Origin of the sequence: Dyella solisilvae (genome assembly GCF_003351225.1) — a bacterium.
GTDB lineage: Bacteria > Pseudomonadota > Gammaproteobacteria > Xanthomonadales > Rhodanobacteraceae > Dyella > Dyella solisilvae.
Genome location: NZ_QQSY01000004.1, coordinates 278,619 through 295,199 on the forward strand (window position 1 = coordinate 278,619; position 16,581 = coordinate 295,199).

The window sequence follows — 16,581 nt, forward strand, 5'->3', positions numbered from 1 at the left end:
ACCATCATGAAGAAGTTCACCTTGAAAGCCCCGGAGCTGACCGTCCGCAACCGCATGCGCCTGGTATTCGGCCTGCTTGGCCTGATGCTGATCGGCGGCGCGATCATCGGCCTGGGTTCGCTGCAACTGCAGAATGACGGCATGGGCAAGATCTACGACGAGGAGATCGTGCCCACGCAGATCGTCTCGCAGCTCACCGCACACCAGTTGATGTCCTTCATCCTCTTGGGTGAATCGGGTTCGCTGGTGGGCAAGCCTGACCAGGTCAAGGCCAAGCTGGCCGAATACAACAAGCTTCAGGCCGACATGGAGCCGCTCAAGAAGCAGCTGGCGGCGATCCCGATGAGCGCCGGGGTCAAGAAGTACTACGACGAGTGGCGTGCGACCGATGCCGACTACACCGATGCCAAGAGCTCGATGGTCGACGCACTCAACCAGGGCGATACGGGCGCCATGGAACTCCTGGAAATGCAAGTGCGACCGCTGCTGATACAGCGCCAGGAATCCCTGGGCAAGATGGTCGACGCCCAGCGTGCCGACGCCAAGGACATCTACGATGGCCAGGTGGCGCGCTACCACTTCGTGCGCGCGATCAGCATGGTGTCGCTGCTCGCAGGCCTGCTCATTGCCGGCGCGATGGCGATCCTGTTGATGCGTTCGATCCTGCGCACGCTCGGCGTGGCGGTGAAGGTCGCCAACGCGATCGCGACGGGCCACCTCGGCCATCACATCGATGCCCGCCGCAAGGACGAGCTCGGCGAACTGCTGGATGCGCTGCGCACCATGGACGCGCGCCTGGGCGCCATCGTGGGCGAAGTCCGCCACGGCGCAGGTTCGGTCAGCTCGGCCGCGCAGCAGATCGCCCGCGGCAACGATGACCTCAGTCAGCGCACTCAGGAACAGGCCTCCAGCCTGGAGGAAACCGCCTCGTCGATGGAGGAGATGACCTCCACCGTCAAGCAGAATGCGGAGAACGCCAGCCACGCCAATCAGCTCGCCAGCGCGACGCGTCGCCAGGCCGAGCACGGTGGCGAAGTGGCCGCGCAGGCCAGCGCGGCCATGCGCGAGATCAACGATTCCAGCCGCAAGATTTCCGACATCGTCAGCCTGATCGACGAGATCGCCTTCCAGACCAACCTGCTGGCGCTCAATGCGGCTGTGGAAGCGGCGCGCGCTGGCGAGCAGGGCCGCGGCTTTGCAGTGGTGGCCACCGAGGTGCGCAACCTGGCGCAGCGCAGCGCCGGCGCCGCCAAGGAGATCAAGGGCCTGATCAACGACAGCGCCGAGAAGGTTCGCGTGGGTTCGTCGCTGGTGGACCAGTCGGGCAAGGCGCTGGCCGAGATCGTGGACAGCGTGAAGAAGGTCACCGACATCGTGGCCGAGATCGCCGCCGCCAGCCAGGAGCAGTCGGCCGGCATCGACCAGGTCAACCACGCCGTGCTGCAGATGGACGAGATGACCCAGCAGAACGCCGCGCTGGTGGAAGAGGCCGCGGCCGCCGCCCGCGCCATGCACGAGCAGGCCGGTGAACTGGCTCGCCAGGTGAGCTTCTTCCAGATGGGCGAGGGCGCCGCCGAGGCGGCCAGCGAGAAGGCACGCAGCCAGTCGGTGATGGCCGAGGCGGAGGCAGTGTTCGCCGCAGTGCGCAACACCGCCGCCGCGCCGGCTCGTCCGTCGCGGGCGGAAGCCGCCGACGCGGGCGCCTGGAAGGAGTTCTGAGCGTGAACATGGCCGCCACGATGGACAACAACACCGCCGTGGCGGGCATGGGCGGCCCGTTGCTGGGCAACGCCGAGTTCGAATTCCTGCGCACCTTCGTGTACGAGCATTGCGGCATCTCGCTCGGCGAGCACAAGCGCCAGCTGGTGCAGGGTCGGCTGCTGCGGCGCCTGCGCGCGCTGCAGCTGCGAGACTTCGCTGCCTACTGCGATGTGCTGCGCCGTGACCCGCACGGCGAACTGGGCGAGCTGGCCAGTGCGATCAGCACCAACGTCACCGCGTTCTTCCGCGAGTCACACCATTTCGACCTGCTGACCAACGAACTGTTGCCGCGCTGGATCTCCGAGAAGAAGAGCGGCGGCCGACTGCGCCTGTGGTCAGCAGGCTGCGCCACGGGCGAGGAGCCCTACACGCTGGCCATGGTGCTCGCCGAGGCGCTGGAAAAGCACGGCGGCAACGTCGACGCGAAGATCCTCGCCACCGACTTGTCGCCGCAGGCGCTGGAGACCGCGCGCAAGGGCATCTATCCGATCGAGCGGCTGGAAGGCGTCAGCGCCGAACGTCGCCGTCGCTGGTTCCTTCGCGGCGAGGGTGAGTACGAGCAGTTCGCCTGCGTGCACCCGCGCCTGCGCGAGCTGGTCAGCATTCTGCCGCTGAACCTGCTGCACGAATGGCCGATGCAGGGACCGTTCGACGCGATCTTCTGCCGCAACGTCGTCATCTATTTCGACAAACCCACCAAGCAGCGGCTGTTCCAGCGCTATGCGGGACTGCTGCCGGAAGGTGGTTACCTGTTCCTTGGTCATTCCGAGTCCATGTACGGGCTCAACGACAGCTTCGACCTGATAGGACGCACGGTCTACCGGAAAGGCAGTGCATGAGCGTCCCTGCAGTCAATGTCCCTTCGGGCGCTGGCTATGACCCGGCCCGCGTGTTGCCAGGCTTCGAGCACTTGCGCCGTTTCTGGGACCCGGCCCAGGCCTGCGTCACGGTGAAGGTGCTTCCCGGCGAGTACTACGTGAGCCAGCAGGACGAGATGATCTCCACGGTGCTGGGTTCGTGCGTGTCGGCCTGCATCTACGACCGTGTGCGCGGCATCGGTGGCATGAACCACTTCATGCTGCCCGAGCCCCTGGGCGGGGAGCGCTGCGGCTGGGCCGACACCGTGGGGCGCGCGGCGCGATACGGCAACGACGCCATGGAGCAGCTGATCAACGCCATCCTCAAGGCGGGCGGGCAGCGCGCGAACCTGGAGGTCAAGGTGTTTGGCGGCGGCCGCGTGCTGGCCACCATGACCGACATCGGCCAGCGCAACATCGAATTCGTGCGGCGGTATCTGACGGCAGAGCGGCTGGACGTGCGCGCCGAGGATCTTGGCGACGTCCACCCCCGGCACGTGCAGTTCTTCCCGTGCACCGGCAAGGCGCGCGTGCGCCTGCTGCGGGGCCGCACCGACGCGGTGGTGGCGGACGGCGAGCGCCAGTACCTCAAGCGTTTGGCAAACGATCCGATAAAGGGAGAGGTGGAACTGTTCTGACGCGCCACGCGCGGCGGACAACCCACCCTGGCAAGCATCCGGCGCCGGCAAGGGCCAGCAAGTGCGGGCGGCGCGGCCGCCATGCACGACGAAGGCGAGACGATTAGGCGATGGAAAGAGTACGTGTCCTGGTGGTCGATGATTCCGCGCTGGTGCGGAAACTGTTGTCGACCATGCTCTCGTGCGATCCGGGCATCGAAGTGGTGGGCACGGCGGCCGACCCGCTGATCGCCCGCGACAAGATCAAGCAGCTCAACCCCGACGTGCTCACGCTGGACGTGGAGATGCCCCGGATGGACGGCATCACCTTCCTCGAGAACCTGATGCGGCTGCGGCCGATGCCGGTGGTGATGGTGTCCTCGCTGACCCAGGAGGGCGCCGAGGTCACGTTGCGCGCGCTGGAGCTGGGCGCGGTGGACTTCTTCACCAAGCCCGGCAACGACCTGGCCAGCACCTTTGCCGAGGGGGCGCAGGAGATCTGCGCCAAGGTCAAGCTGGCCGCGCTGGCCAGGCCTCGCCCGCGCACCGCGGTGCGCAAGCTCGATGTGCCGCCGCGCCTGTCCGCCGACGCGGTGTTGCCGCGCGCGCAGACCGCTGGCACCCGCGGCGGCAGCCCCATCATCGCCATTGGCGCGTCCACTGGCGGCACCGAGGCGATCCGCGTCGTGCTGGAAGCGATGCCGCCTGACGCGCCGCCGATCGTGATCACCCAGCACATCCCCGCCGCCTTCAGCGGCCCGTTCGCGGCGCGTATGGACGGCTGCTCGGCGATGCGCGTATGCGAGGCGCGCGATGGCCAGCCGATCCAGCCGGGGCACGCCTATATCGCGCCCGGCAGCCAGCACCTGCTGGTGATGTGGGACGGCGCCAGGTACGTGTGTCGCCTGCACAACGGGCCGCCGGTGAACCGCCACAAGCCCAGCGTGGACGTGCTGTTCCGCTCGATGGCCGCCAGCGTCGGTCGCGCCGGCATCGCCGCGCTGCTGACCGGGATGGGCGACGACGGCGCGCGCGGTTTGCTGGAGCTGCAGCAGACGGGCGCCCGCACGCTGGTGCAGGACGAGGAGTCCTCGGTGGTTTGGGGCATGCCGGGCGCCGCGTGGAAGCTGGGCGCGGCCAACGAGAAGCTTCCGCTCGACCAGATTGCTGCACGCCTGCTGTCGCTGGCCCATCAACCCCTTCCCCGTGCCGCTGCGGCGGCCCACTGATCGTCGGATATCTCCATGGATGCGATTTTCTCCCTCCTGCGCGTGCGCCCGGTCGTCGGCCTGGCCGCCAGCGCCGCGGCGCTGCTGCTGGCGCTGGTGTGGCATTCGGCCTGGCTGGCGCCGGTGCTGATCGTGTTGCTCACCGCGGCGTGGATTGTCGAGCTGCGGCGTGCTCCGCCGGTCGAGGAGCCCGTGCTGGAGGCCTCGCTGGCGCACCATGCGCCGGTGCGCGAGGCGCTGGAGGAAGTGCGCAGCTCGCTGGTCGATGAGTTGGGCCACGCCACGCGCGAACTGCACCAGGCACTGGACCTGCTGCGCGACGCCGTGTCCGAACTGGGCGGTGGGTTCGATGGGTTGTCGCGCAAGACCGGCATGCAGCAGTCGCTGCTGCGCCAGATCATCGACGCCCAGAACGAGGGCGTATCCGTGCAGGCTTTCGCCGCGCGCACCGGCGACCTGCTGGAACATTTCGTCGACATGGTGGTGCAGATGTCGCGCGAGAGCCTGCGCATCGTCTACCGCATCGACGGCATGGCCAAGGAAATGGACGCGGTGTTTGGCCTGCTGAAGAACGTCAACACCATCGCCGAGGAGACCAACCTGCTGGCCCTCAACGCGGCGATCGAGGCGGCGCGTGCGGGCGAGTCCGGCCGCGGCTTCGCGGTGGTGGCCGGCGAGATTCGCAACCTGGCCAGCCACTCCAACCAGTTCAACGAGCAGATCGGTTCCCACGTCGAGCGCGCCCGCACCGCGATGGAGCAGCTGCGCGGCCTGGTCGGCACGATGGCCTCGCAGGATCTCAACGTCGCGCTTTCGGCCAAGGGCGGCATCGACGCCATGATGGCCCATGTCACCGAGAGCGACGCGCGCACCAGCAAGGTCGCCGACCAGGCGGTGGAGATCAACCGCGGCCTCGGTACCGACGTCGCCACCACCGTGCGCTCGCTGCAGTTCGAGGACATCCTCAGCCAGCTGATCAACCAGACCCGCCAACGCCTGGTGGAGCTGCAGGAGATCACCACCGAATGCACGCGCGACATCGAGGAGCTGGCCTGCAACCCGATCGATGCGGAACTGCTGGCGCAGCGCGCCGAGCGCGTGCGCAACCGCCTGGCCATCCAGCGCGAGAAGGCGCGGCTGCGCTCGCGCGGACCTGCGCTGCAGAACTCGATGGATGCCGGCGAGATCGAACTGTTCTGATCTTGAAGGCCGGGAAAGTGCTCCTGCACGTTCCCGGCTCGCTCAAGTCCGGTGCATGCCCGGACTTGGCTCCGCCTAATCAGACACAGAGTGTTTGATTAGCGAGCGATCCATCCATGGATCGCCGTTCTTACACAGGAAACGCCTCCATGAGCCTGACCGTCCACCACGATTCCGAGCAAGACTGCCTGACCCTGCAGTTGGGTGAGCGCTTCGACTTCAGCGTACATCGCGACTTCCACGACGCCTGCCTTGGTGGCCGCGCGGCGCGCAGCTATGTGATCGACCTGGGCGCCGTCTCCAGCATGGACAGCTCCGCGCTGGGCATGCTGATGCTGCTGCGCGAACACGCCGGCGCCGGTCGCGCCGAGATCCGCATCGTCAACGCCGACAGCGGCCTGCGCGGCACCTTGCGCGTGGCTGGCTTCGACAAACTGTTCGTCCTGCACTAGACGCCGCGTCCTCCAACGGGGCGCATCCAGCACGCGACCCCATGCCGGGCATTCGCCCAGCGTGGCCGGAGGAATTCCCGATAGCCTTCCAAACGCGGGTCGCTCTGCCTTCAGCCCGATTGACGCCACCCATGGCCGGGGGTAGGTTCCGCCCGGCCCGGTCCGAGATCGGGCGTGTCGCGTGTCTGCTGCAAACGCACGTGTCGTCGCCATCCGCCCCCGACCTGCGTTGGCGCATGTCTCATGCGCCAGGGCCGCTGTCTGCCGTTAGCCGGCATGCAGCGGCGTTCCTGATCCATGCGGGGGCATGGCGCGGACTCTCATGGGCCCGCCGGGCATGGGACGCCCTTCCAGCCGGCTCCCGTGCGACCACTTTGCGCAGGGGAGCCATTGACGACCTTCATCCCGTTGCAGGAGGACGTGTCATGGCGAACTCGGTCAAAGGCGGTCTGGTGTTTGCGCTGGTTGCAGTGGCCCTGGCGTGCGCGGCTGGCGTGCGGGCGCAGGACATGGCCAAGGTGGCTCCCAAGAACACCAAGGTGCTCGTCGACAACGAGCAGGTCCGCGTGCTCGAGGTATGGCTCAAGCCCGGTGAATCGCTGCCCATGCATTCGCACCCTGGGAACGTGGTGTATTTCGTCACCGCGGGCAAGACCAAGACCACCACAGGTGACGGCAAGGTCACCGAAACCGAACACAAGGCGGGGGATGCCATCTGGAGTGATGCCATCACGCACAGCAACGAGAACATCGGCACGGCGCCGACCAAGGCCCTCGTCGTCGAGGTCAAGAACGCCAAATAAGCGTTGCCCTCGGGTGGTAATCCGGGCAATGGCAGGCAGGCATGGATTGCCTGCCTGCTTTTGGCTGCGCGTGCGACGTCAGCAACGCGAGTCGCCGGCAGTCGCATGGCGCAGGCTGAGTTCCTCGGCCAGGCTCACGCCGTTGCGACCATCGAACTTGGTCCGGTACATCGCCTCGTCGGCCCGGCGCACCAGCTGTTCGAAGCGCAGGCCGGGCTGGGCGGTGGACACGCCGATGCTGGCGGTGACGGGAATGCTCTGCTGGTCGATTCGCGCATGCGAATGCGCCAGCGTGTGCCGCAGCCGTTCGGCGATCTCCAGTCCCTGCGCCAGGTCGGCGCCGGGCAGGCCAAGCACGAATTCTTCGCCGCCGTAGCGTCCGGCGAAATGGTCCGGCCAGCGTGTGACTTCGCGGAGGATGGCCGTCACGTGCTGCAGCACGGCGTCACCGGCGTCGTGGCCCCAGCGGTCGTTGATGCGCTTGAAGTGGTCCAGGTCGAACACCAGCAGGGCGAACGGCAGCCCGCGTTGCTGGCAGCGCGCGAGGCTGGCGCGTCCCTCGGCGACGATGGCGCTGCGGTTGAGCAGGCCGGTGAGGCCGTCGGTGCGCGCGGCGTGGCGCAGGTCGACCATCAGGCGCTCGGTGATCAGCTGCAGCAGGGCGAAGTAGGACGCCAGCCCGGCCAGGATGCCGATGACGTAGGTCGCCGCCACCGGCGTGCCGGCCAGCATGATGTTCTGGCCGCTGCCGGGGTCGACCGGGATGAACGCGCGCGCGAGGTAGAACAGGCCATTGCAGAGCATCACGATGCCGGCAATGCGGCAGCTGGTGCGGATGTCCGGCCCGCCGTGGCGCAGCAGCAGGTAGGCGTAGGTGAGATAGAACGCCATCGCCTGCAGGCTGCCCATCAGCAGCCGTATCGCCAGGTTCGGCGTGACATAGACGTACCAGGCAAAGGCCGCCGCGTAGGCCAGCACAAATGTGCTCGGCCAGCGCCAGCGCAGGGGCAGCTCGAGATGCGCGGCGACACCCTTGAGCGTCAGCATGTTGGCGACCACCAGCAGGCTGTTGCCGAGGACGATCGAGAGCCCGTCGGGAATGCGATTGCGCAGCCCGATCAGGATGATGGCCACGGTGCTGATCCAGATGCTGGTCACCCATATGCGCAGCACCCGTTGGGTGTGCAGGACCGTCATCAGCGAGGTGAATCCGATCGATGCGCTGATCCCCATCAGCAGGCTGACCAGGGTCAGGGTCGGAATATCCAGATGCATGGCGCTCCCTTGGGCCGGGCGGTCCCCTGGCCGTCGGGGACGTTCCTGGCCTTGGCCGTGGCTGGTGGCTCGACGTCTCGTCCGTCGATCCCCAAGCATATCGGATGAACTTCCGAAAACTTGAACCAGGTCACATTTGGGCGGATCGCAAGCCGGGCAATCCGAACAAAAAGAAGGCCCCTTGGAGGGGCCTCAAGCAAAACAAGGGTATGAAAAGGGGATTTACCAGGTGCGCACGTCGGCCACGCCGACGGTGTAGGACTGCATGTCCGGGTCGAAGCGGAACAGGCGGCCCAGGTCGAAATCGACCGACTGCCCCGGCGCGATGTTGGTGGTGCCGGCCGGCCAGCCCTTCTTGGATTGCAGGACCTTGCCGGAAACGTCCTTGGCGTCGATGCTGATCTGGGCGGCGGCGGCCTGTGCGCAGTGGTTCACCAACTGGCCGCTGAGGCTCAGGTGGGCGCCCATGCCGCTGCCCACGACCTTCATCTTGAAGTCCTGCACGACGAAGTCGGTGGACGCGCAGGCGTGGGCGGCGAGCGGGGCGAACAGGAGCAGGGCGGAAGCAAGCAGGGTCTTCATGAGCGATGTCCGTCGAGGTAGGTCAAGTCGAAAAGAGGAACGACAAGACAAACATCGGCGGAACCGCCCGATTCTTTAGCGTGGGTCTGGGCTTGCGTTCAGCGCTGCGCCTTCAGGCCGGTGTGCTCGATGAACCACAGGCCTGCGAACAGCTTCGGGTCGATGGAGTAGCCCTCGGCGGCGCGGGCGAACAGCCACGGGCCGGCCTCACTCCGCGGCACTTCGTGCACCACGATGTTTTCGCTTTCATCGCCGCCGCCCGGGCCGACTCTCTCAAGGTCCCACGCGCGCACGAACGCGATCATCTCGGTGCTCATGCCCGAGGAGGATGGCCCCTCGTGCACGAACTCGAGCCGCTGGCAGCGGTAGCCGGTTTCTTCCTCCAGCTCGCGGCCGGCGGCGAGCAGCACGTCCTCGTCGCCATGCTCATGGAGGTCGCCGACCAGCCCGGCCGGCATCTCGATGGTGTTCTTGAGGATAGCCACGCGGTACTGCTCGACGAACAGCACCTTGTCCTCCGGCGTCACCGCCAGAATGATCACGGCGCCGCCGGGGTTGTTGCGCTCGGCATACTCCCAGCGCCCACGCTTGCGCAGGCTCAGCCACTTGCCGACATAGAGGGTCTCCTCCGGTGCATGGGCATCGGGCGGAACATTGCGGTCAGGGTGATTCATCGGCGTCGTCGGCGGAAAGTCGGGAGACCCGCATGGTGCCGCGCCACTATGGCAGCTACAACCTTGAGGGGTGATCAATGCGCCCTCAGTCGCCCGCCGTCAGCTCGACCGGTCGCGGCCGGATGCGCACGGCCCAGACCACGCCAGCCACCAGCAAAGCGATGCCCAGCAGGGTGAGCTGGCCCGGTGCATGGCCGCGCAAGGCATAGGCATAGCCGAGCGCCGCCAGCGTTTCGAACACGATCAGTTGCCCGACGAGTGCGGTTGGCAGGCGTTGGCTCGCCGCGTTCCAGCACGACGTGCCCAGCCATGACGCAAACAGGCCGATCGCCGCCATCAGGCCGACGAAGCGCAGCGGCTGCGGGCCCAGTGGCATGGGAAAGGATTGCCCGCTGGCCCACAGATAGCCCCACAGCAGCAGATAGCCGATCAGCGCCAACGGCAGTGTCGCCACGCCCTGCGCCGTGGCCCAGGTGCGTGCACTGCGGTCGGGATGTTGGCGCAGCCAGTCGGCATTGCGTAGCGGGTACCAGGTCCAGCAGGCCACTGCGCCGACGGCGAGCAGGGCGCCGCGCGCGTGGCGCCACAGCTCCTCAGGCGCGTGCGAGCCCAGGGCGCCCAGTTCATCGCGATTGACGCAGGCGATGCCCAGGCCGATCAGCACCAGCGAGGGCGCCAGCCAGCGCCAGGGCAGGCGCCCGTCGCGCTTGGCGTCGCGCAGGTTGGCGCTGATGGCGATCACCACCGGCAAGGTACCGATGATCACCGTAGGCAGCGGCGCGCCGGCCAACTGAATGGCGCTGGCCAGGCACAGGTAGTACAGCAGGTTGCCCACCGCAGCCAGCTTCAGCGCCTCCAGCCAGTCGCCCCGGGAAAGCTGGCGCAAGGCGCGGCGATCCATCCAGGCCAAAGGCATGGCGATCAGGCCGAAGGCGAGGTAACGCCCGACCGATTGCAGCGCGGCGGGATAGTCCGGCAGCAGCAGGGGACTGATGAACACCAGCCCCCACATCAGGCCGGCAGCGAGTGCAAAGAGGATGCCTGTCCACATGACGAGGAGGAGCCTGGATCTCGGGGCGGTGTCTTATACCAGAGGACCGTATGGAACATCGTTGGACGGCTGGGTAACCGAGGGCGCCGGGACGCGTCGCTCATGCCTGGCCGTGCAGGCTTGCTCGCTGCCGATTGTCGATTTCGCATGAAAACGACGTTCTGGTGAGCACTATCGTCAGCTGGCCAAGGAAACAGGATGAATCCCATGACTACGCATCGCCCATGGTTCACTGCCGCGCTGGTTGTCGCGGCCGGTCTCTCCGTCGCGCCCATGTCTTCCACGCGTGCCGACGAAGCGCTTGGCGGGAACGCCCTGCCGGGCCTGTGCATGCTTTCGCGCGAGGCGGTCTTCGTGCAGTCCAAGGTCGGCCAGGCGGCGAGCCAGCACCTGAATCAGCTCGCTGCACAGGCCCGCACGCAGCTGGAAAGCCAGGGCAAGCCGCTGCAGGCGGAGGTGCAGAGTTTCCAGCAGAAGGCGCCGAGCCTGACCGACGCGCAGCGCAAGGAGCAGGGGGAAGCGTTGCAGGCGAAGGTGCAAGCTTTTCAACAGCAGCAAGCCCAGCTCGGCGACCGTGTCCAGCTAACTGCGGCCAAGGCCCGCCAGACCATCGCCCAGAGCGCGGAGCCGATCGTCGCCGACGTTTACAAGAGCCACAAATGCGGGCTGCTGTTGAATCGCGACGCGGTGCTTGGCGGCAACATGACCCATGACCTGACCGCCGAAGTGGTCGAGGGGCTGGATCGCAAGATCACCACGATCAACTTCTCGCTGGAGCCGCTGCCGCAGTCGCAGCCGCACAGCTCAGGCAAATGAAGATGGCCTGGGGTGACACTTGAAAAGTGTCGCCCCGGCGCGCGCATTGGCGCCTGGCTTCAGCTCCCCGGCGCCAGGGCCTTCAGCCGCGTACGCGTCAGTGGCCCGAAGCGCAACCGCTCGCATAGCGCGTCGATCGCCGCGGCCTCGCCGTGCTGGCGACGGAGCTCATCCGCCTGCGCCGCCACCGGCGCATCGAGGGCGATACGCGTGAGGCGGCGATACAGTCGCGCCGCCTCAGCGTGCTCGCGCAGCCTGGTGGCGCAACTGGCCGCGCCTCGCAGGCGCAGGAACGGAACCTCATCGACGCGTTCGAGCAGCGCATCCAGGTTGCCGAAATGGGCCAGCAGGGCAGCCGCGGTCTTGGCGCCGATACCGGGCACGCCCGGGATGTTGTCCACCGCATCACCGCACAGCGCCAGATAGTCGGCCACCTGGTAAGGATGCACGCCCAGTCGTTCAAGCACGCCGGCCGGTCCCCAGCGCAGGTTGCGCGCGTAGTCCCACTGTTCGTCGTCCTCGCCCAGCAACTGGCCGAAGTCTTTGTCCGCCGACACGATCACGCTGCGGAAACCGTGTCCGCGCAGGCTCCAGAGCGCACTGCCGATCAGGTCGTCGGCCTCGTAGGTGTGGTCGATCAGCACCGGCACACCCAGCGCCTGCGTCACTTCGCGGCACAACACGAACTGGCGCTCCAGGTCGGGCGGCGGCAATTCGCGATTGGCCTTGTACGCCGGGTAGATCGCGTTGCGGAACGAGGTGGTCAGCGATGCGTCGAACGCCACCGCGAGGTGCTCAGGCTTTACGCGTTCGAGCAGTTCGCACAGAAAGCGGGTGAAGCCGTGCACGGCGTTGACCGGATGGCCATCGGCATCGTGGAACTCGTCCGGCATCGAGTGCCAGGCGCGGAACACATACAGGCTTCCATCGACCAGATGGACGGCTGGACGGCTCATGGCGTCCACGTGCGCAGCACGTCGGCGAGGGCGGGGCGGTCGCGGTCCGGCACGTCGAGCTGGGGTGTGCCGATGTGCACGAAGCCAATCACCTGCTCATTGTCGGCCAGGCCAAGGACGCCGGCAGCGTCGCGGTCGTACGCGGCCCAGCCGGTCAGCCACTGCGCGCCATAGCCCAGCGCCTGGGCGCCGAGCAGCAGGTTGTAGGCCACGCAGCCGGCGCTGAGCTTCTGCTCGATCACCGGCACCTTGCTGTCCGGATCGAGATGGGCCACCACCGCCACCACCAGCGGGGCGAACTCGTATCGCGTGCGGTCCTTTTCGCGCTTGGATTCGGGCAGGTCCGGATTCACCCGCAGCGACAGCGCCGCCAGCCGCTCGCCGAAGATCCGCTTCGATTCACCCTGCAGCAGGATCAGGCGGTAAGGCACGAGCTTGCCGTGGTCGGGCACGCGGATCGCGGCGCCCAGCAGCGCGAGCAGCTCGTCGCCGGCGGGGCCGGGCTCACCCAACTGGCGCGAGGGTGCGGAATGGCGCTGCTCAAGCAGGGAAAGGGGATGGCGCATGGGAAAATCCGGGGAATGCAAAGCAGCCATGCTACCCCTTGCGCCAGAATCGCGTGAAGAGAAGCCGGCGACCGCCCCGCGTCAGCCCGCCAGCCGGAACGACCCCGGCAGCAGCGCCTGCACGGTGGCCTGCTGCACCGCGCCGGCCAGGTTGGCCATCCACACCGGCATGTCCTCCCCACACAGCTCGCTCATCACCTGGCGACAGGCGCCGCAGGGACTGATGGGCTCAGGGGTGTCTCCGATCACCGCCAGCGCCGCGAAGTCCCCGGGGCGGCAGCCGGCGGCGACCGCTGAAAACAGCGCCGTACGCTCGGCGCAGTTGCACAGGCCATACGAGGCGTTTTCCACGTTGCAGCCGGTGAACTGCCGGCCATCGCGGGTGATCACCGCTGCGCCGACCAGGAATCGGGAATAGGGCGCATACGCCATCTCGCGCGCCTGGCGCGCCAGGTCCAGCAGGACATCGGGAACAACGACAGTAGTCATCGGGATCTCCACGGCAGGATCCCCATCGACACGATCGCCTGAGGCGGCAGCGTGGCCGGCGGCGGGCCAGTTAATCGCGTCGCGGCGGCGCCTGCAAGGGATCCCGGGTTCGTCCCGGCAGGTGCGCACGATGCAGTCACCACGGAAACCGTTTGGGTGGACAGGGAGGCGGCCGGTGGGGCGTCACCCGGCGCCTGGCCGGCTTTTCCGCGCGATGTCGCCAGCACGGAACGCACCGAAGCATCCCGGGCCGGTGGTTCGGGGCTCGGAGGTTCGGCTAGGATGCATGGACCTTTCCGCAGGGGATGCACGATGTCGATCACCGTGGCTGCATTGCGCGAAACCGCCGCCGGCGAACGCCGGGTGGCGATCACGCCCGAAGTGGCGAAGAAACTTCGCGGCAAGGGCCTGCGCGTGTTGTTGGAGCGCAACGCCGGCGCCGAGGCGGGGTTTCCGGATGCCAGCTATGCGGACGTCGAATTCGCCGATGCCGCTGCGGTGTTGGCCCAGGCCGATGTGTTGGCCTGCGTGCTGCCGCCCCATGACGAGGTCTGGGCGCAATTGCGCGAAGGCGCCACCGTGGTGGGCCAGCTGCGTCCCTACGGCGCCGCGGCGCGCATCGTGGCGATGGGCAAGCAAAAGCTCACCGCCTTCGCGCTGGAGCTGCTGCCGCGCACGACGCGTGCGCAGGCGATGGACGTGCTCAGCTCGCAGGCCGCCGTCGCCGGTTATCGCGCCATGCTGATCGCGGCCGAGGCGGCGCCGAAATTTTTCCCGATGCTCACCACCGCTGCCGGCACCATCCGCCCGTCACGCGTGCTGGTGATCGGCGCCGGCGTGGCCGGCCTGCAGGCCATCGCTACCGCGCGGCGGTTGGGAGCGCAGACCGAGGGCTACGACGTGCGTCCGGAGACGCGCGAGCAGGTGGAATCGCTGGGCGCCAAGTTCCTCGAGCTTGGCGTCAGCGCCGCGGGTAGCGGCGGTTACGCGCGCGAATTGTCGGCCGAGGAGCGGGCGGCCCAGCAACAGGCGTTGGCCGATCACCTGAAGGCGGTCGATGTGATCGTCACCACGGCCGCAGTGCCAGGCCGTCCGTCGCCGAAAATCCTGACCACCGCGATGGTGGAGGGCATGAAGCCGGCCGCGCTGATCGTCGACCTGGCCGCCGAAGGCGGCGGCAACTGCGAGCTGACCCAGCCAGGCGAGCGCGTGGACCACGGTGGCGTGACCATCCTCGGTCCGCTCAACCTGCCCGCCGGCGCGCCGCTGCATGCATCGGAGATGTTCGCGCGCAATGTGTACAACTTCGTCGAACTGCTGGTGCAGGGCGACGCGCTGGCGCCGGATTTCAACGACGAACTGGTCGCCAAGAGCTGCGTGACGCACAACGGCGAACCGCACTTCCACAACTGAGCATTCGCGCCCGATCCATATGAAAAACCCCGCTTGCGCGGGGTTTTTCTTAAGCGGGCTCCGAAAGTCATCTCCCTGCGTGTCACCCCAGGCTCGATGTGGGAGCGCACCCTGTGCGCGACCACCGCATCACCTCTGAGGCAGGCTTTTCGCACTCAAGGTGCGCTCCTGCAGGGATCTTCCCGCGGCTCCAACTTCGCTTCAGTGCCGCGGCGGCCCGCCGGGCGGCCCGTGAGGGCGCGGCGGCGCATCCTGCATTTCCTCGTGCCACTGGCGCATCAATTCCTTGCGCTGGTCGGGCGGCAGCTGCTGGAAATGCTGGAACGCCGCGTGCAGCCGTTCGCGTTCGGCCGGGGGAAGTTGCTGGAATCGACGGCTGTTCTCGCGGGCCTGCTCGCGCTGCTCCGGCGTCATCTTCTGCCACTGGTCGATGCGTTGGCGGATCTCCGCGCGCTGGTCAGGCGGCAACGTCTGCCACTGCTGTGCGCGCTCGAGCATGCGCGCCTGCCGCTCAGGTGGGAACGAATCCCATTTATTGGCCAGCGGCGACAGGATGTCCCGCTCGGCCGGGCTCAGGCTCTGCCACGGGCGCGGCGCCGGCGGCGGGCCGGGTGGGCCGGGCGGTGGACCGAATGGTGCGCCCGGGGGCGGCGGAGGCGGCGGAACGTTCTGTGCGAAAGCAGTCGAGGCAACGCATCCCAGCAGGGTGAGCAGCAACAGCAGTGCAACAAGTCGACTTCGATGCATCATCACCGGCTCGCCTGGCTGTCGCCGTTCTTGGCCAGCCAGCCATAGAAATCCATGTTCTGGTACAGCGTGGGGTCGGCCGCGGCGGCATCGGGCGGCAGCTCGCCGTCCGCATCCGTCGCCGTGGCGGACACACCGCCACGGGCCGCGCCACCGGCGGGGCCTTCCACCGGGGACGACAGCATCAGCGCCGCGAACGCGATCGCCGCAAACGCGCCGGCCGGCAGCAGCAGCTGCAGCAGGCGGTGGGCGAACGTCGATCCGCCGGCCCCTTCCAGCGCCGCGCGTCGCGCCGCACGCAGGCGGGCGGCCGTGGCCGGGTCGAGCTGGCGCGCTGCCTCGCGATACAGTTCGCGGGCGCGGCGTTCCAGATGGTTGTCAGGCGCATTCATCGCCAGTCCTCCAGTTGGTCGCGCAGGCGTTGCAGCGCGCGCGACAGGTGTGTTTTCACGCTCCCTTCCGAACAACCCATGGCCTGTGCGGTTTCCGCCACGTCCAGGCCTTCCAGTATGCGCAGCATGAACGCTTCACGCTGGCGCTGGGGCAGCAGCTTCACCGCGGCCGCCATGTCCGCAAACGACTGGGCATCGTGCAACCGCTCCAGCGGCCCCGGCGCCGTGTCCGCCGGCTCCCACATGGGGAGGTCGTCGCCGTCATCATCCTTGCCGCCCAGCCAGCCCACCATGATCGAGCGCACTTTCCGGCGGCGCTGCAGGTCCACGATGCGGCGGCGCAGGATGCCCCAGAACAGCGGGGTCCATTCCTGGGCCGGCTTGTCGCTGTAGTGCTTGACCAGCCGCAGCATGGCGTCCTGCACGGCATCGAGCGCATCCTCCCGATGGCCCAGGTTCAGCTCGGCCATGCGGAACGCGCGACGCTCCACCTGCGCCAGAAAGGCATCCATCGAGGCGGGAACCGCCCGGATCTCTTCGGCCAGCAGGTCGGCATCGAGGGCGGAAATGACGCTGCTCATGGCGTCGTCGTCCACTTCGCCGGATCGCGCATCCTGGGACTCCATCGGTATGTCCTTGTGCATCAACGCCCGAGGCTCGCGCGGGTTGACCCGCGCCCGTATGATGCGGGAACACCGATG

Annotated in this window: 19 protein-coding genes; 9 read left to right on the top strand and 10 right to left on the bottom strand. The window is 67.6% G+C overall.

The annotated features are described in order from the left end of the window. The first annotated feature begins 6 nt into the window (after positions 1–6). The 7 genes from DVT68_RS15915 (at position 7) to DVT68_RS20480 (ending at position 6,919) form a co-directional block, all read left to right on the top strand. Positions 7–1,719, top strand: a complete 1,713-nt coding sequence (locus DVT68_RS15915; protein ID WP_114826079.1) for a methyl-accepting chemotaxis protein — start codon at positions 7–9, stop codon at positions 1,717–1,719. A gap of 8 nt (positions 1,720–1,727) precedes the next feature. Then, positions 1,728–2,600: a CheR family methyltransferase gene (locus DVT68_RS15920; protein WP_114826149.1), complete on the top strand. Its 873-nt coding sequence runs from the start codon at positions 1,728–1,730 to the stop codon at positions 2,598–2,600. After that, positions 2,597–3,256 carry a chemoreceptor glutamine deamidase CheD gene (cheD, locus tag DVT68_RS15925; RefSeq protein ID WP_114826080.1) on the top strand — a complete coding sequence of 220 codons (660 nt, stop codon included), beginning with the start codon at positions 2,597–2,599 and terminating at the stop codon, positions 3,254–3,256. The genes DVT68_RS15920 and cheD overlap by 4 nt, the downstream gene beginning before the upstream one ends. A 110-nt stretch (positions 3,257–3,366) precedes the next feature. Continuing rightward, complete coding sequence (locus DVT68_RS15930) at positions 3,367–4,464, top strand: protein-glutamate methylesterase/protein-glutamine glutaminase (protein WP_114826081.1); 1,098 nt, start codon at positions 3,367–3,369, stop codon at positions 4,462–4,464. 15 nt (positions 4,465–4,479) lie between these two features. Beyond that, positions 4,480–5,664, top strand: coding sequence for a methyl-accepting chemotaxis protein (locus DVT68_RS15935; RefSeq protein ID WP_114826082.1), 1,185 nt, complete (start codon positions 4,480–4,482; stop codon positions 5,662–5,664). Between the two features lie 149 nt (positions 5,665–5,813). Further along, complete coding sequence (locus DVT68_RS15940) at positions 5,814–6,116, top strand: STAS domain-containing protein (protein WP_199536084.1); 303 nt, start codon at positions 5,814–5,816, stop codon at positions 6,114–6,116. A gap of 425 nt (positions 6,117–6,541) precedes the next feature. Next, positions 6,542–6,919: a cupin domain-containing protein gene (locus tag DVT68_RS20480; RefSeq protein ID WP_158543521.1), complete on the top strand. Its 378-nt coding sequence runs from the start codon at positions 6,542–6,544 to the stop codon at positions 6,917–6,919. A 78-nt stretch (positions 6,920–6,997) separates the two neighbouring features. Here the strand turns inward: DVT68_RS20480 and DVT68_RS15950 are convergent, their stop codons facing one another. The 4 genes from DVT68_RS15950 to DVT68_RS15965 form a co-directional block, all read right to left on the bottom strand. Then, positions 6,998–8,194 carry a GGDEF domain-containing protein gene (locus DVT68_RS15950; RefSeq protein WP_158543522.1) on the bottom strand — a complete coding sequence of 399 codons (1,197 nt, stop codon included), beginning with the start codon at positions 8,192–8,194 and terminating at the stop codon, positions 6,998–7,000. Between the two features lie 222 nt (positions 8,195–8,416). Next, positions 8,417–8,776, bottom strand: a complete 360-nt coding sequence (locus tag DVT68_RS15955) for a hypothetical protein (protein ID WP_114826085.1) — start codon at positions 8,774–8,776, stop codon at positions 8,417–8,419. 98 nt (positions 8,777–8,874) lie between these two features. Beyond that, on the bottom strand, positions 8,875–9,450 hold the full coding sequence (locus DVT68_RS15960; RefSeq protein ID WP_114826086.1) for an NUDIX hydrolase: 576 nt from the start codon (positions 9,448–9,450) through the stop codon (positions 8,875–8,877). Between the two features lie 85 nt (positions 9,451–9,535). Further along, positions 9,536–10,501, bottom strand: coding sequence for a DMT family transporter (locus DVT68_RS15965; RefSeq protein ID WP_114826087.1), 966 nt, complete (start codon positions 10,499–10,501; stop codon positions 9,536–9,538). Positions 10,502–10,708: 207 nt separating this feature from the next. Between DVT68_RS15965 and DVT68_RS15970 the strand changes: the two genes are divergently transcribed. Beyond that, positions 10,709–11,317 carry an OmpH family outer membrane protein gene (locus DVT68_RS15970; RefSeq protein WP_114826151.1) on the top strand — a complete coding sequence of 203 codons (609 nt, stop codon included), beginning with the start codon at positions 10,709–10,711 and terminating at the stop codon, positions 11,315–11,317. Positions 11,318–11,376: 59 nt separating this feature from the next. Here DVT68_RS15970 and DVT68_RS15975 read toward each other — a convergent pair whose 3' ends face one another. The 3 genes from DVT68_RS15975 to cdd all read right to left on the bottom strand — a co-directional run bounded on the left by DVT68_RS15975 (position 11,377) and on the right by cdd (position 13,328). After that, positions 11,377–12,273, bottom strand: coding sequence for a 5'-3' exonuclease (locus tag DVT68_RS15975; RefSeq protein WP_114826088.1), 897 nt, complete (start codon positions 12,271–12,273; stop codon positions 11,377–11,379). Beyond that, entirely contained in the window at positions 12,270–12,839 is a 570-nt protein-coding gene (locus DVT68_RS15980; protein WP_114826089.1) for a nitroreductase family protein, read from the bottom strand. The genes DVT68_RS15975 and DVT68_RS15980 overlap by 4 nt, the downstream gene beginning before the upstream one ends. A gap of 81 nt (positions 12,840–12,920) precedes the next feature. Beyond that, positions 12,921–13,328, bottom strand: a complete 408-nt coding sequence (gene cdd / locus DVT68_RS15985; protein ID WP_114826090.1) for a cytidine deaminase — start codon at positions 13,326–13,328, stop codon at positions 12,921–12,923. 312 nt (positions 13,329–13,640) lie between these two features. Between cdd and DVT68_RS15990 the strand changes: the two genes are divergently transcribed. Continuing rightward, entirely contained in the window at positions 13,641–14,741 is a 1,101-nt protein-coding gene (locus DVT68_RS15990; RefSeq protein WP_114826091.1) for an NAD(P) transhydrogenase subunit alpha, read from the top strand. Between the two features lie 201 nt (positions 14,742–14,942). Here the strand turns inward: DVT68_RS15990 and DVT68_RS15995 are convergent, their stop codons facing one another. From DVT68_RS15995 to DVT68_RS16005, 3 genes are read right to left on the bottom strand one after another with little or no spacing between them, the layout of a single operon-like run. Continuing rightward, positions 14,943–15,491: a DUF3106 domain-containing protein gene (locus DVT68_RS15995; RefSeq protein WP_233523513.1), complete on the bottom strand. Its 549-nt coding sequence runs from the start codon at positions 15,489–15,491 to the stop codon at positions 14,943–14,945. Next, positions 15,491–15,880, bottom strand: a complete 390-nt coding sequence (locus DVT68_RS16000) for a hypothetical protein (RefSeq protein WP_114826092.1) — start codon at positions 15,878–15,880, stop codon at positions 15,491–15,493. The genes DVT68_RS15995 and DVT68_RS16000 overlap by 1 nt, the downstream gene beginning before the upstream one ends. Beyond that, complete coding sequence (locus tag DVT68_RS16005) at positions 15,877–16,506, bottom strand: RNA polymerase sigma factor (RefSeq protein ID WP_425477518.1); 630 nt, start codon at positions 16,504–16,506, stop codon at positions 15,877–15,879. Before DVT68_RS16005 ends, DVT68_RS16000 begins: the two co-directional genes overlap by 4 nt. Between the last annotated feature and the right edge of the window lie 75 nt (positions 16,507–16,581).

Bases quoted from the DNA above. Each gene is read 5' to 3' on its own strand.
- DVT68_RS15915 (WP_114826079.1), top strand. From the start codon at position 7: ATGAAGAAGTTCACCTTGAAAGCCCCGGAGCTGACCGTCCGCAACCGC.
- DVT68_RS15920 (WP_114826149.1), top strand. From the start codon at position 1,728: ATGGCCGCCACGATGGACAACAACACCGCCGTGGCGGGCATGGGCGGC.
- cheD (WP_114826080.1), top strand. From the start codon at position 2,597: ATGAGCGTCCCTGCAGTCAATGTCCCTTCGGGCGCTGGCTATGACCCG.
- DVT68_RS15930 (WP_114826081.1), top strand. From the start codon at position 3,367: ATGGAAAGAGTACGTGTCCTGGTGGTCGATGATTCCGCGCTGGTGCGG.
- DVT68_RS15935 (WP_114826082.1), top strand. From the start codon at position 4,480: ATGGATGCGATTTTCTCCCTCCTGCGCGTGCGCCCGGTCGTCGGCCTG.
- DVT68_RS15940 (WP_199536084.1), top strand. From the start codon at position 5,814: ATGAGCCTGACCGTCCACCACGATTCCGAGCAAGACTGCCTGACCCTG.
- DVT68_RS20480 (WP_158543521.1), top strand. From the start codon at position 6,542: ATGGCGAACTCGGTCAAAGGCGGTCTGGTGTTTGCGCTGGTTGCAGTG.
- DVT68_RS15950 (WP_158543522.1), bottom strand. From the start codon at position 8,194: ATGCATCTGGATATTCCGACCCTGACCCTGGTCAGCCTGCTGATGGGG.
- DVT68_RS15955 (WP_114826085.1), bottom strand. From the start codon at position 8,776: ATGAAGACCCTGCTTGCTTCCGCCCTGCTCCTGTTCGCCCCGCTCGCC.
- DVT68_RS15960 (WP_114826086.1), bottom strand. From the start codon at position 9,450: ATGAATCACCCTGACCGCAATGTTCCGCCCGATGCCCATGCACCGGAG.
- DVT68_RS15965 (WP_114826087.1), bottom strand. From the start codon at position 10,501: ATGTGGACAGGCATCCTCTTTGCACTCGCTGCCGGCCTGATGTGGGGG.
- DVT68_RS15970 (WP_114826151.1), top strand. From the start codon at position 10,709: ATGACTACGCATCGCCCATGGTTCACTGCCGCGCTGGTTGTCGCGGCC.
- DVT68_RS15975 (WP_114826088.1), bottom strand. From the start codon at position 12,273: ATGAGCCGTCCAGCCGTCCATCTGGTCGATGGAAGCCTGTATGTGTTC.
- DVT68_RS15980 (WP_114826089.1), bottom strand. From the start codon at position 12,839: ATGCGCCATCCCCTTTCCCTGCTTGAGCAGCGCCATTCCGCACCCTCG.
- cdd (WP_114826090.1), bottom strand. From the start codon at position 13,328: ATGACTACTGTCGTTGTTCCCGATGTCCTGCTGGACCTGGCGCGCCAG.
- DVT68_RS15990 (WP_114826091.1), top strand. From the start codon at position 13,641: ATGTCGATCACCGTGGCTGCATTGCGCGAAACCGCCGCCGGCGAACGC.
- DVT68_RS15995 (WP_233523513.1), bottom strand. From the start codon at position 15,491: ATGATGCATCGAAGTCGACTTGTTGCACTGCTGTTGCTGCTCACCCTG.
- DVT68_RS16000 (WP_114826092.1), bottom strand. From the start codon at position 15,880: ATGAATGCGCCTGACAACCATCTGGAACGCCGCGCCCGCGAACTGTAT.
- DVT68_RS16005 (WP_425477518.1), bottom strand. From the start codon at position 16,506: ATGGAGTCCCAGGATGCGCGATCCGGCGAAGTGGACGACGACGCCATG.